This window comes from Streptomyces sp. NBC_01255, from assembly GCF_036226445.1.
In the GTDB taxonomy this organism is placed as follows: domain Bacteria; phylum Actinomycetota; class Actinomycetes; order Streptomycetales; family Streptomycetaceae; genus Streptomyces.
In genome coordinates, this window is the sequence record NZ_CP108474.1 from 8,070,034 (window position 1) to 8,083,422 (window position 13,389).

Sequence of the window (13,389 nt, forward strand, 5' to 3'; positions counted from 1 at the left end):
TGACGTTCACCTCGCTGTCGCTCGGTTGCCAGTGATGATGGATACTCGGCACCAACACCCATCGAAAACGCAGGATCTTTCCTCCATGCCTGATCGTTTGCAGAAATCTGCGCCCCTGGACGAGCTCGACCTCAGCCTGGTCAACACCCTGCAGATCGACCCCCGAGCCCCTTGGTCGCGCATCGGACGGGCACTCGACCTCGACCCCGTCACCGTGGCCCGGCGCTGGTCCCGGCTGACCGAGACGGGCGTCGCGTGGATCACGGCACAGCCCGGGCGTGCTCAGATCTCCCAGGGCTGTCTGGCCTTCGTCGAAGTGGACTGTCAGGCGGGCCGTGCGCTCGAAGTCGCCAACACCCTTGCGCAGTGGCCCCACGTCCTGACCGTGGAGCACACCAGCGGCGGCCGGGACCTGCTGCTCACCGTGTCGACGCCCACGCTTCCCGCCCTCTCCGAATACCTACTCGAACGCCTCGGAGCACTCCCGGGAATCAGCGCCACCCGCACCCAGCTCGGCACCCATGTCTTCACGCACGCAACCGACTGGCGCCTGCGCGCCCTCGACCCCCGCCAGCGGGCCCACATCACCGCCGAGCGGCCGACCCGGTCGCCGTCGACGCCCCAGACGCTCACCACGAGGGACCGGCTCCTCGTCGTGCGCCTCGGGGCCGACGGACGTACCTCGCTTACGGACCTCGCGGAGGAGCAGGGCGTCGGGATCACCACCGTACGCAAGCGTCTCGCGCTCCTCATCGCCAACGAGGACCTGGAGCTGCGCTGCGAAGTCGCTCAGCCGCTGTGCGGCTGGCCGATCTCCACCTCGATCTGGGCCCAGGCCGAGATCGACGACCGAGATGCCTTGAACAGACTCCTGGCCGCCGTCCCCGAGACCCGGGCGTGCATCGGCCTCGCCGGGGGCACGGCGAATCTGCTCATCAGCGTCTGGCTCCGCTCCCTTCCCGACATCCGCGGCCTCGAAGCACGCCTCACCGGCGCACTGCCGCGGCTGAAGGTGCTCGACCAAGCGGTCTCGCTGCGCTTCGTCAAGCGCATGGGCCGCATCCTCGACCCGGCCGGCCGCAGCGTGAGCACCGTCCCCATGGACATCTGGTCCGATCCCTCCTAGGGGCGTGTGGACGACTCACGAGGATCGATCTCCGTGCCGGGGTCGGCTTGGCTTTGCATGTCGCGGAAGGCACCCGGGGTGCGGCCGGTGGCGCGGGTGAAGAACTTGCCGAAGTTGGTGGGCTCGGTGAAGCCGAGACGGTGACTGACGGCAGCGACCGGTACATCGGTGTGGGCCAGCAGGCGCTGGGCCTCCAGGGCGAGGCGTGCGTCGATGAGCTGTTTTGCGGTGCGGCCGGCGGCACGCCTGCAGGCCCGGTTGAGGGTTTTGACGGAGTAGCCGAGGCGGGCAGCGTAGTCCTGGGCCTGGTGCTGGACGGTGAAGGAGCGTTCCAGCTCGTGCCGGAAGAGCCGGTACGGCTCCTCCGAGGCTGCTTCCGCAGCGTGCGGTACGGGACGGTCGGGAGTGGGCAGGCGGGCGATCCGCAAGAGGAGTCCGGCCAGGAGCTGGCGCAGGAGTTCCTTCGTGATCCCTGGCTCCCAGTCCGCGAGGGTGGCGTATTCGGCGCCGAGGTCGGTCAGAGCGTGGCGGAAGGAGCTGCGGTCTTCTTGGCCGAGTTGCCAGGAGACCGGACCGAACGGGTCGTCGACCACGCGCGTAGTGGCGGAGAGGCGGGGCGGGAAGTCGGGGGTGAACAGGACGATCGTGGCATCCAGGTCCGCAGGGGAACCGTCGGGTGCGACGGGTAGGCGCTGCACTTGTCCGGGGCGGGTGTGCAGCAGCGTCCCCGGACGGCAGGGTCGGTCCACGAAGTCGACCACGGCGGAGCCGTGGCCCTTCTCGACCAGGGTGAGGTGGTGGAAGTTGAGGCGGTGCAGCCGCGTGAATTCCTCTCCGGGAAGGCGGTGCCGCAGGTCCGTGAAGGTGAGGACTTCCATGTCCAGGCCCGGCCGCGCGGGGTTGCGATAGTGCCGCTCATCCACCACCACATGTCCCATTTCGACCATATTCATGCCTGAATGTATCGTGCGTTGGAGGCCGGATGCGACGACACTGGGTTGCAGGCCGGTGGACAGTGTGTCGCCGGATCCCGCAGAGCGAACCCACAGACGGAACCCACAGATCGGAGTCAATCCGTGAGGAGCAAGGACATCGTCACCAAGGCGGCGGGGGAACTGTTCGGCCAGAAGGACCCCAGCGCGGTCGACCGCTGGGTCGCCGCCGACTACCGCCAGCACAGCAGTCTGGCCGCGGATGGGCCGGAGGCGCTGCGCCGGCTGGTGTCGGAGTTGCCGGAAGGCTTCCGGTACGAGGGTGCCCGAGTGATCGCCGACGGTGACCTGGTTGCGCTGCACGGCACGTACTACGGCTTCGGGCCCGACCCTCTCGTGGCGTTCGACCTGTTCCGCGTGGACGCGGACGGCAAGCTGGCCGAGCACTGGGACGCGCTGACCCCCCTCGTGACGGACACCGCCTCCGGCCGTACGCAGACCGACGGTCCCACCCAGCCCTCGGACCTGGACCAGACCGAGGCCAACCGGGCGCTCGTCCTGGAGTTCGCCGAGAAGGCCCTCAAGGGCGCCGACTACTCCGCCCTCACCGACTACATCTCCACCGAGACCTACGACCAGCACAACCCGGAGGCCGCCGACGGCCTGGACGGCTTCGGCACCGCCGCCGCGAAGTGGGCCGAGCAGGGCAAGAACCTGGTCTACAAGGACGTCCACAAGGCCGTTGCCGAGGGTGACTTCGTCCTTCTGCATTCCGAAGGCGAGTTCGGCGTCCCGGTCGCCTACTGGGACCTCTTCCGCGTCGCCGACGGCAAGATCGTCGAGCACTGGGACGCCATCACCCCCGTGCCCGCCGAACTGCCGCACGCCAACGGCCTGTTCTGAGCGGACGGAACGACACCGTGAGCGCTCCGACGTAAGCAGGGAAGACCTTCCGGTTCACCGTCGGCAGCGGCACCTTGTTCCACATCACCTTCCGGTCTATCCGGCCAGAGCCGCCTGTCGCCGGTGCTCGAGGGCCTGCTGGACGCGGGCTACGTCGGCGGCATAGGTGCGGTAGAGCAGGGTGAGGAAGGCGCCGTTGACGGCCATGAGGCCGACGAGGACCCACAGGAACACCGAGCGCAGTCCGAAGGCGTCGCCGAGGAAGCCGGCTCCGAGGCTGAACGCGGCGATGGCGACGGCCTCGAAGACGCTGAGGTAGATGGCGAAGGCCGCGCCGCGGAGCTCGGGAAGGGTCACGGCCATGATCATGGGCCGGTTGACCACCGGGTTGACGCCCTGGGTGAGGCCCATGAGGGCGAAGAAGACGGCGAACAGACCGATTCCGCCCCAATCGATCTGGGTGCCGAAGTAGGCGATGACCGCGAAGGCGAACTGGGCGGTCTGGAGGATGGCCACGGGCCCGTTGCGCAGGTTGCGGCGGACGGTCCAGTCGGTGAGGAAGCCGCCGAGCAGGGTGCCGGTGAAGAAACCGATGCCCATGGGGAAGAGGATGACGGAGGCGACCTGGGTGCTGAATCCGTAGACGTCCACCAGGAAGATCACGCCGAACGCCGCGGCGAGGAGATGTCCGGACAGGAGTCGGGAGACGAGCAGGATCACCAGGCTTCGGATCCGGAAGAGTGCGGTCACCTGCTTCATGGTGACCTTGGCGTGGGCCTCGCGTGTCTGTCGGTCGAGGCCGGCGAGCTGGTGCTCGGACGCGCCTCTGCCCGGGTCGCGCATCCAGATCAACAGGGCGACGCCGAAGAGGACGTTGAGGGCGCCGATGCTCCACAGGCCCCAGCGCCAGCCGTCGTCGAAACCGGCGAGCTGTCCCTTGAGGGTGGCGAAGAGAGAGGCGGCGAGGTTGATGGCGCCGTACAGCATGCCGACGGCGCGGCCCCGGGATTCGCTGTCGAAGAGGTCACCCAGGATTTCCGTGCTGAGGGGCTGGGAGGCGGCGTACCCGGCGGCGAGGATGGTCATCAGGATGAGGAGCTGGGTGAAGTTCTGGGCGAAGCCGGCGGCTATGCCCCACACTCCCCAGAAGCCGGTGGCCAGGACGAGGACGCCCTTGCGGGACCAGCGCTGGGCGACCCACACCCAGAACGGCCCGGCGAACACGCCGACGATCCGGCCCGCGGCGGTCAGGACGCCGAGCGCGCCGAGCGAGACCCCGAGCGAGTGACGGATCACCGGGAACAGCCCGCTGATCAGACTCGCCTCGGTGTTCTCGACCAGCATGGTGCCGCCGAGAAGCGACAACTGCCGCCAGCGGCCCTTCACGGGGACTGCCTTTCTCTCGTTCGTCGTGCCGACGGGTGCCTCGGTAAGATCGGGCAAGACGCCACCTCTTCTTCGTCTCGTTCTTCGCTGGATGGGCGAGGGAGGAAAGGCAAGCCGGTGACGGGGTAGCCGCCCCGTCACCGGCGTTCATCTGTGATCTGACGACCGGGCCTCAGAGTTTCGCGAGCTCCTCGGCGACCAGGCGCAGCCGGTCCGGCGGGATCATTCCGCCCGACATCGCGGCGATGTCGATGAGCGGGGTCGGTCCCAGGAACTGCAGGAGTTCCGAGTCGGCGATCCCGGGCAGGTGCCGCTTGAGCACCTCCAGCGCCACCGGATCGCCGATCAGCGTCGCGACCGGCGTCCGCAGGGACAACCGCCCTTCCGGATAGTCCTCGGCACGCGGCAAGGGCACCGCAGCCCGCTGGGCCTGATCGCGCTGGGTCCGTACGAGGAGGTGCGCACCGGTCACCGGAACCTCAGAGGGCAGGCCGAGACGTTCGTACTGACTGGGCGGCGCCTCCGTACCCCGCATCAGCTCTACCAGCAGCGTCGCGAGCCGCAGCTCCACCTCGTCGTCGACGAGCGGCTCCAGCTGCTCGGGGTCGTTCTCCAGGTCGAAGAGCAGGCTGCCATGGTGGTACGGATTGACGAAGGTGCGGCCCGGCACCCGAAGGGTGCGGACGCCCTTGGTGAAGCCGAACGGCTCGGCCAGCTCCACGTCGGCGAGTTCGGCGGGGGTAAAGCGGCCGCGCATGTGCGTCGGCATCAACGTGTGCTCTTGGAGAGGGGTGTTGCTGGGGGAGGCGGGCGCGCGCATGTACACGTACCGGCCGTCGGTGATGTTCACGTGACCGCCGTGGATGCCGAAGAGACCGGCCTCGCGCACGGGGTCGTCGTCGGCGGCGACGGGCAGCGGCGCGCCCTGCATGTCGGCCGGGCGCTCGACGCCGAAGTACTCCAGGAGCGTGGGGGCGAGGTCGATGGTCTGCACGAGCGTGTCGCGCCGCTCGCCCGCGCCGCCGGAGCGCGGGTCCCAGACGAACAGCGGCAGATGGACCAGCTCGTTGTACCAGGGCTGGACCGACTTGCCCCACCAACCCTTCTCGCCGAGCAGCAGACCGTGGTCGGTGTTGACGATCAGGAGCGTGTCGTCCCACAGGCCATGCTCGTCCATGGCGTCCAGGACCCGGCCCAGGGAGTGGTCGCACATGGAGAGCAGGGCGGCGTACTCGTAACCGGCGTGGGCGACCTGCTCATCCGTCTCCACCACCTGCTTGTAGTCGGGCCAGTCGAAGTGCGGCCCGTCGTACGCGTGCGGATAGAGGTCCTTGTAGCGCTGGTGGGAGAAGAACGGCTCGTGCGGGTCGAAGGTCTCGATCTGCACGAACCACCGGTCCGCGTCCTTGTTCGTCCGGAGGAACTCCAGGCCGGCGTCGAAGGTGAGGGTCTGCGGATGCCGGTCCTCGGTCGCCATGTGCGGCCGGTTGACCCAGTCCTGCCGGTACACGGCCGAGCGCATCCGCTTCAGGTCCTCGGGCATCTCCGGATCGGCCACCTGCCCCTTCCAAGGGTCGCCCTCCTGACCGCGGAAGAACTCCCAGGAGTTGTACCGGCCGTGGTAGGTGGCGCCACCGTCCTCCCAGTAGTGCGGATGGTCGCTGGCCAGATGCGTGTACACGCCGTTCTGCTTGAGCAGTTCGGGCATCGAGTCGTCGAACGGCTCCAGCGGTCCCCAGCTGCGATGCAGGAAGTTGTAGCGCCCCGTGTGCAGTTCGCGGCGGGCCGGCATGCACGGCATCGACCCCGCGTACGCCCTGTCGAAAGTGACTGTCCGCTCGGCGAGCCGCGCGAAGTTCGGGGCGTGCGTCCAGTCTCCGCCGTACGGCGGCAGCATGCGCCGGTTGAGACTGTCGAACATCACCATGATCGCCCTCATCGGACGGACTTCCCTTCTGTCGCCTTCTTCGTGGCACGTTCCTGGAAGATCTCCATCCACCGCCCGAAGAGCTCCGCGGAACGCGGCGGTGCCGGTGCGTGCCAGGGGACCGGCACCGAGGCTCGGGGTACGGCCAGACGCTGTTCCAGGTCCTCGGCCAGGTGGGACCGGCCGGTGTCGCGCAGATGCCGGGCGTACCGGGTGGGATCGGCGTAGTAGACAGGGCCGGCCTGGAGATTGCTCAGCATCGGATCGGGCAGACAGCCGGGGCGGCCGGCGTGCTCGTGCCACCACTCGGCCAGGTGGGAGCGCATCGTCCCGGCGAGAGCGGGCTCCTCGTCCAGGAGGTCACGCGTCAGGTACGGGTCGTCGGTGACGTCGTACAGCTGCTCCCAGGCCGTCTTGAAGCACCCGGGGTGATAGGTGCGGATGTAGAGGTGGTCGCGGGTGCGGACGGCACGCTGGTAGGTGTGGGCGCCGTGGCCGAGGACCAGGTACGGCCGGGAGTCGGTCTCCTCGCCGCGTACCGCGCCCGCGAAGGAGGCGCCCTGCCAGCCCTCGGGCGCGTCGAGGCCGAGCAGGTCGCACAAGGTGGGCGCCAGGTCGATGTTGTACAGGAGATCGTCGTTGCGCCGGGCCTCGGCCGGAAGGGCGTCGGTGACCCCGGGCCAGTACACGACGAGGGGGATCCGCTGGACGGACTCCGTGGCCAGTCCGTGTTCCGCGTACATGCCGTGCTCGCCGAACGCCTCGCCGTGGTCGGCGCTGACGACGATCGCCGTGTCGTCCGCGATGCCCAGCTCCTCCAGGGTGGCCAGGAGCCGGCCGAAGTGGTGGTCCCAGTAGGCGATGGCGCCGTCGAAGCCGTTGACGAGGTGCTCGAAGTCGGCGCGGGAGCGTATCGCGTCGGGCATGTTGTGCGGCACGGGCGAGGTGCCGCCTCCGGTGAGCGAGTAGTGCAGGTCCAGGGCGCTGCGTGGCCCGTAGATCTCGGCGTGCTCCTGGATCGTCTCCTCGTCGGGCCAGGACTGCACGGGGGCGGAGGCCGCCATGCGTTCGGTCCACTCGGCGGGCTGGGTGTAGTCGGTGTGCGGGTCCCAGTAGGTGAGGTGGAGGTACCAGTCGTCGTCCTCGGCGTGCCTGCGGATCCAGTCGAGGGCGGCGCGGTTGACGTCGGCGGCGTCCTCGTCGCCCCAGTTCCCGGTGGCCCGGACGGACTCGCGGAAGTTGCCGTGGAACCAGTACGCGCGGTGACGCTCGGCGAAGACGGAGACGGCCGCGGTGTAGTAGCCGTCGAGCTGGAGGCGCTGCCCGAGAAGAGGCCGGTCGGGCTCGGGGCCGTGGCCGGAGTCGAGCCGGAACTGGGCGTCGGCGCCGTAGTGGCCGATCACGCCGTTCGTGATCCCGAACTGTCCGCTGGTCAGGGCGGTCCGGGACGGGAGGCAGGGCGAGTCGGAGCAGTAGTAGCGGTCGAAGACCACCGACTTGTCGGCGAGCTTCTGGAGGTGAGGTGTGGTGGGCCGGTGGTAGCCGTACGGGGTGGTGTGGTCGGCCCGCAGGGTGTCGACGTCCACATAGATGATGCGCAAGGGGAACTCCGGGGGGACAAGACGGGGGCCGCAGGCGGGCGGCATTCGATGAGCGCTCAGGGCATATGTGCGTCAGCAGCTATGAGCCTCAGGTTTCAGGGCTGTTGCCGACGGTGTCAAGATGTCGCACCTGAGTTCTCGGATTCGCAACATTCCCGCATCACTTCGCTGATCGTGTCCCCTGAGGAAGAGGGTGTCGACGCTCGATGCTTGCTCGGTGATAAGTTCTGACGTACATATGAAGCTGTCTTGGAGTCACAACCGAGGAGCGAGGAGAAGTCCGCCGTGGACAGCTGTTGCACCCCGGGCCGCACGGCCGCTCGCGAGAACACGACGCTGCTGCCGGTGCCGTCCGTACCGGCCCCGCTTGCCGCGTCGCCGGGGAGGCGGCCGGAGGGGCAGGAAGAACCAGAGTTCGTGGAGCTTCCCGGCGGAGAGTTCCTGATGGGCGACGGATTCGGTGAGGGCTACCCGTCGGACGGGGAACAGCCCGTGCACCGGGTGGAACTCACCCCCTTCGTCATCGCCACCACTGCGGTCACCAACGCCCAGTTCGCCGCCTTCGCCGCCGCGACCGGCCACCGCACGGACGCCGAGCGCTACGGCTCGTCCGCCGTCTTCCACCTCGCACTGCGCGCCCGCGCCCGGGACGTCAGAGGGCAAGCTCCCCGTACCCCCTGGTGGCTCGACGTCGCCGGCGCCGACTGGGCACACCCCGCCGGCTCCCTCTCCCACTGGGAGGAGACCCCCGACCACCCCGTCGTGCACGTCTCCTGGGACGACGCCGTCGCCTACTGCCACTGGGCCGGCGCCCGCCTGCCCACCGAGGCCGAATGGGAGTACGCGGCCAGGGGCGGTCACCGCGGACGCCGCTACCCCTGGGGCGACACCCTCACCCCCGACGGCGAGGACCGGTGCAACATCTGGCACGGCACCTTCCCCACCCACAACACCCTGAGCGACGGCCACCTCACCACCGCGCCCGTACGCTCCTACCCGCCCAACGACCACGGCCTGTACGAGACCTCCGGCAACGTCTGGGAATGGTGCGCCGACTGGTTCTCCCCGGCGTACTACCGCCGCTCGCCCCGGCACAACCCACTCGGCCCGCGCACCGGCACCGCCCGCGTCACCCGCGGCGGCTCCTACCTCTGCCACGACAGCTACTGCAACCGCTACCGGCTCGCCGCCCGCTCCGCCAACACCCCCGAATCCTCGGCCGGCAACTGCGGCTTCCGGATCGCCCGCGACCTCGCTGAGGACAAGCGGCCCGGCCCGGCGGATGGACTACGGTGAGCCGCCCCCCAGCCGGCCCCTGAAACAATCCGTACCAACCCCGCTCTGTTGAGGACCCGCCATGCGTCTGGAACACGTCATTCTCGGCCTGCTGGCCCTGCGTCCGCTGTCGGGCTACGACATGCGCAAGTGGATGGACGGCCCGGGCAAGTACATCGGCTACGGCGTGCAGCTGCCCCAGATCTACCGTGTCCTGCCCCGTCTCGTCGCCAACGGCTGGGCGGAGTTCGAGGTCGATCCCCGCGACGGCAAACCTGACGCCAAGGTCTACCGGCTCACCGACGCCGGCCGCGACGAGCTCCTGGCCTGGGCCCGCTCTCCGTACGAACCCTCCCCACGTCCCATGGACCCCGACTTCAAGCTTCGGTTCCTCTTCGCCGGACAGCTCGGCCCCGAGGTCACCGTCCACATTCTCCGCACCGAGCTCGACTACCGACTCGCCCAACTCCGCGAACCCGGCTGGATGGACTTCACCACCGTCGCACTGGACCCGGTCCCGGAGATCGACCTGGCATGGGCGCGCACCATCCAGCTCTCGGCCCACGAGTTCGGCTACAGCAACACCGCCGCGTACATCGCCTGGCTTCAGCTCACCCTCGCCAAAGCGGAGGTCGGGGCAGGTCAGGCACTCAGTAACACCCCTTATGGGAGCCTTCCACAGGCGCCATCGCACTCGTCATCGTCCCCTTGAACCGCGAGCAGGGGCCTCGGGCACCCGGTCGCGCGAGCGACGATCGGAGGGAACCAGCCTGTCCCGGAGGCGGAATGGCGTGCACGTACCGCCGTGGTAGGCGATGCGGACCCCAGCGACTGGTGCGACGCTGGGAGCCATGGCGGAGGCGCCATGGTCTCCGTACGGGTGCTCTATGCGTCCCAGCGTCACTCCGCGCAGGAGATCGCTGACCGGGGCGTGATCGCATGGGTGATCAGCCGACGTGGGTGTTCAGCGTCGGTATGACCGCCGCGTTGCCCTTGCCCGTTGCGCCTGCTTGCCGAATGTGTTGTACAGCCTCGCATGGCTGCTCTCGTCGATGTCATCCGTCCGCGGGAGCATCGGCGCTTCTCCGGCGTGAACACCTCGACCGCAAGGGTTCCTTGTTGTTTCGGTTGCTCGGTTGCATTTACGGGGACCACTGGGATCGGGCGGCGATCGACGCCTGGGCGGACGACATCGCTCGGGGGCTCGATGTGCTTCGGAGCGGGACAGCCGGTGGTGATGGGGAGGCGAGAGCATGACGAGGTGGCTGGTCCCCCGGGAGCCAACCTCGAAGGAGCCGCTGGTCATTCGGTGACGCGGACCGCGAGCGCCGGGCGGATGGCGGCCGCGCGGCGCGCCGGCCCGATCGTGGCCAGGAGGGACGCGGCGAAGGCGGCTGCGGCCAGGCCGCAGATGCTGGTCCATTCGACCGGGAAGCCTCCTTCGAGGCCCTCGAACGCGGCGCTGTTGGCGTACATCAGCCAGGTGGTGAGCACGCCCAGGAGGGAGCCGAGCACGATTCCTTCCACGGCGATGAAGGAGCTCTCCCAGAGGAAGGACCGCTGGACCGTTCGTGCCCGGAAGCCGAGGGCCCGCAGGATGCCGATGGTGCGTCGGCGTTCACGTACGGATCGGACCATGACGACGCCGAGGCCGGTGATGCCCACGCCGAGGCCGAGGGCGAGAAAGCCCTGCATGAGGCGGAAGAAGGCGGTGCTGGAGTCGAACTGTTGGCGGATGTCCGACTCTATGGGTGTGGCGACCAGGCTGGACGAGAGCTGCTCGCCCTGCAGTCGGGTCGCCAGGGCGTCGGGGGAGATGCCTGGGGCGGTTCTGACCAATGCGGAGGCGTTCTGGGCCTGGGCGCCGAAGAGCTCGCGCGTCGCCTGCTCGCTCGACACCACGGGGTAGGTGGTCGAACTGGCGCCGGTGCCCGGGTAGAAGACCAACCCGTTGCTGAGCACGCCGGCGATGACCTTCTGTTCGCTGCGGCCCGTCCGGGGGTCGGTCAGGGTGAGGGTGTCCCCGGGGTCGTAGTAGTCGCCGGCCGGGCCGCCGGTGCTGCCGAAGAAGGCGTCGAGCACGACGTAGCGGGGGTCGGAGGCGAGGGCCTGCCATACGGCGGCGTCGTTGTTCAGGCCGGGCAGCCGCTCCCGGAACGTGATGCCGGTGATGGCCTCGTTGGGCACTCCGACGACGGCGGCGTCGAGCGGTTGGGGGCTGCGGTGTCCCGGATCGGTGGCCCGCCCTGTGGCGTTGAGCAGCGGTGTCACGGCGGCGATCCCGGCGGCCGACGGGCCGCCGCGGAGATCGGAGACGAGTCGGTCGCCAGCGACCTGCGGGTTGTAGTCCAGTCGCAGGGAGTATCCGGCGGTGGCATCGGCGACGACTCCGTCGACTCCGGCGCGCAGGATGCCCGAGATCTCCGTCAGGAGGACGAGGACGAACACGATCAGCGTGTACATCACCAGCGTCGCGCCGGTCCTGAACCGCTTGGCCAGCGGGTACGCGACGGCGAGCCGCGCCGCCAGGCCGCCCTCCGTCGGGCGCTGGAGGAGTCGCCGTACGGGGCGTAGCAGGGTCTTCTGGTTGTCGCTGACGAGCACCACGGCGGAGAAGGCGGCCAGGGCGCCCTGGATGACGTATACGGACATCGAGGGGGTGTCGAAGATCCGGGGGCGTATGACGGGTGCCAAGAGCGTCCAGGCGAGGACGGTTCCCGCGACCAGGGTGGTGATCGTGTGACGGGGGAGGACACGCAGCAGTGCCGGGGTGGCGAAGGCGAGGGCGAGCGCCGGCATGAGGTACGTCGCGTCGGGCTGGCTGCGTGCCACGGCCGGGACGGCTGCGAACGCGCACAGGACGGCCAGGGTGCTGGAGACCGCCAGCAGACGGCGTCGCGGTCCCTGCCCGGGCGTCGTCGGGAGGTCGCGGATCGCGGCGATGATGTTGAACCTGCTGATGCGCACGCTGGTGGCCAGGATGGCGGCAAAGGCGATCAGCAGGCCCATGGCCAGTCCGTTGAGGACGCTGGTAGGGGTGATGGCGAACGCGATGCGGATGCTGCTGCCGCCGACCGACCAGCCCTGGAAGATCTGCGCCGCCACGACGGCGACGCCCCAGCCGACCGCGACCCCGATGGCCACGCCTGGCAGCGCGGACAGCAACGCGTAGGTGGCACCTTCGAGCGTGAAGGACCCGACGAGCCGCGAGCGCTTCATCCCCACGGCCCGCACCATGCCCATCTGGGACTTCCGCTCCTCGCCGAGCATCACGAAGATGTTCACCAGGAGCAGTGCGCCGGCGATGATGCTGAAGCTGCCGATCATGAGGAACAGGGCTCCGAGGGAGTCCCCGGCCTGCTTGGCGTCCCGCAGGACCGTCTGCTTGGGTGTCTCGATCGCCGTCTGGCCGGCGAGCGGGCCCAGCGCCTGCCGGATGTCGGCTGTCACCTTGCCGGTCAGGGCTTCGCCGCTTTCGACGCCGCCTCGGTTGGAGACGAAGGTGACCGAGCGCGGTTCCTCACCGGCGGCCCGGGCAGCGGATTCCAGGGCCCCCGGTGCCAGGAACACGTCGCGGTTCAGCCTGCCTCCGAGGCCCACACCGGCCAGACCCTCTTCCGGCACCACACGCTCGACCCGGTACGTCCCCGGAACTCCGAACAGGTACAGCGTGACCGGATCGCCGGCTCCCACGCTCAGGGAGCGGGCCAGCGGCTCGTTGACCACGACCTGTCCTGGCTTCGGATTCGGTCCTTCGAGGCCGGAATCCCCACCCGGTGCGCCGAAGCGCGCCGCCTTGTCGAAGTCCATTTGCCAGGCCAGGACGCGTGGCTCCGCGGCCGTACGACCGTCGGCACGGGTGACGGCGGATGCCTGGGTGGCCTGGGCGTTCAGCACTCCGTCGATGTCGGGATTCCCCGCCAGGGAGGCCATCCGTTCCGTCGCGGCGCGCCCGGTCGGGCCGGGGGGCGCGACGACGCGCTCGTCCACCGGTCCCAGGGTCCGGTAGGCCTCCTGGCGTACGGAGAAGTTCAGGGTGTCGCCGACGACCAGGGCCCCGATGACGATGGCCGTTCCGAGCATCGATCCGCCGATCACCAGCGCTGCCTCCGTGCGCCGTCGGGCGACCTGCCGGAAGGCCAGCCGCCGTGACACCGGCTGCCGGACGGCGACCAGCACCAAGGCCGCGAGGGCGAGCGCCAGGGCGGTGAGCAGCGGGATGAGGAGGTTCGGGTACAT

The 13,389-nt window shown here is 69.2% G+C and carries 9 protein-coding genes; 4 read left to right on the forward strand and 5 right to left on the reverse strand.

All coding sequences use genetic code 11. The features are described from left to right. Positions 1–85: 85 nt before the first annotated feature. Complete coding sequence (locus tag OG357_RS36460) at positions 86–1,126, forward strand: Lrp/AsnC family transcriptional regulator (protein ID WP_329625174.1); 1,041 nt, start codon at positions 86–88, stop codon at positions 1,124–1,126. Here OG357_RS36460 and OG357_RS36465 read toward each other — a convergent pair. After that, a complete protein-coding gene (locus OG357_RS36465) occupies positions 1,123–2,079 on the reverse strand; it encodes a helix-turn-helix domain-containing protein (RefSeq protein ID WP_329625175.1) in 957 nt (318 codons plus the stop codon). The two genes, OG357_RS36460 and OG357_RS36465, sit on opposite strands and share 4 nt — an antisense overlap. A 123-nt stretch (positions 2,080–2,202) precedes the next feature. On the opposite strand from OG357_RS36465, the gene OG357_RS36470 reads away from it, so the two are divergent. After that, positions 2,203–2,961 (forward strand): nuclear transport factor 2 family protein, encoded by a 759-nt coding sequence (locus OG357_RS36470; protein ID WP_329625176.1) that lies wholly within the window; start codon positions 2,203–2,205, stop codon positions 2,959–2,961. A 96-nt stretch (positions 2,962–3,057) separates the two neighbouring features. On the opposite strand, the gene OG357_RS36475 is transcribed toward OG357_RS36470, so the two are convergent. The 3 genes from OG357_RS36475 to OG357_RS36485 all read right to left on the reverse strand — a co-directional run bounded on the left by OG357_RS36475 (position 3,058) and on the right by OG357_RS36485 (position 7,875). Then, positions 3,058–4,404 carry an MFS transporter gene (locus OG357_RS36475; protein WP_329625177.1) on the reverse strand — a complete coding sequence of 449 codons (1,347 nt, stop codon included), beginning with the start codon at positions 4,402–4,404 and terminating at the stop codon, positions 3,058–3,060. A 115-nt stretch (positions 4,405–4,519) separates the two neighbouring features. Then, the gene (locus tag OG357_RS36480; RefSeq protein ID WP_329625178.1) at positions 4,520–6,286 is read right to left on the reverse strand and encodes a sulfatase; all 1,767 of its coding nucleotides are present in this window, start codon (positions 6,284–6,286) and stop codon (positions 4,520–4,522) included. Beyond that, entirely contained in the window at positions 6,283–7,875 is a 1,593-nt protein-coding gene (locus OG357_RS36485; RefSeq protein ID WP_329625179.1) for a sulfatase family protein, read from the reverse strand. The genes OG357_RS36480 and OG357_RS36485 overlap by 4 nt, the downstream gene beginning before the upstream one ends. Before the next feature lie 285 nt (positions 7,876–8,160). Between OG357_RS36485 and OG357_RS36490 the strand changes: the two genes are divergently transcribed. Beyond that, positions 8,161–9,171 carry a formylglycine-generating enzyme family protein gene (locus OG357_RS36490; protein WP_329625180.1) on the forward strand — a complete coding sequence of 337 codons (1,011 nt, stop codon included), beginning with the start codon at positions 8,161–8,163 and terminating at the stop codon, positions 9,169–9,171. Positions 9,172–9,232: 61 nt separating this feature from the next. Continuing rightward, on the forward strand, positions 9,233–9,862 hold the full coding sequence (locus tag OG357_RS36495) for a PadR family transcriptional regulator (RefSeq protein ID WP_329625181.1): 630 nt from the start codon (positions 9,233–9,235) through the stop codon (positions 9,860–9,862). Between the two features lie 590 nt (positions 9,863–10,452). Here OG357_RS36495 and OG357_RS36500 read toward each other — a convergent pair. Further along, the gene (locus tag OG357_RS36500; RefSeq protein WP_329625182.1) at positions 10,453–13,389 is read right to left on the reverse strand and encodes an FtsX-like permease family protein; all 2,937 of its coding nucleotides are present in this window, start codon (positions 13,387–13,389) and stop codon (positions 10,453–10,455) included.

Bases quoted from the DNA above. Each gene is read 5' to 3' on its own strand.
- OG357_RS36480 (WP_329625178.1), bottom strand. From the start codon at position 6,286: ATGAGGGCGATCATGGTGATGTTCGACAGTCTCAACCGGCGCATGCTG.
- OG357_RS36500 (WP_329625182.1), bottom strand. From the start codon at position 13,389: ATGTACCCGAACCTCCTCATCCCGCTGCTCACCGCCCTGGCGCTCGCC.
- OG357_RS36495 (WP_329625181.1), top strand. From the start codon at position 9,233: ATGCGTCTGGAACACGTCATTCTCGGCCTGCTGGCCCTGCGTCCGCTG.
- OG357_RS36465 (WP_329625175.1), bottom strand. From the start codon at position 2,079: ATGAATATGGTCGAAATGGGACATGTGGTGGTGGATGAGCGGCACTAT.
- OG357_RS36460 (WP_329625174.1), top strand. From the start codon at position 86: ATGCCTGATCGTTTGCAGAAATCTGCGCCCCTGGACGAGCTCGACCTC.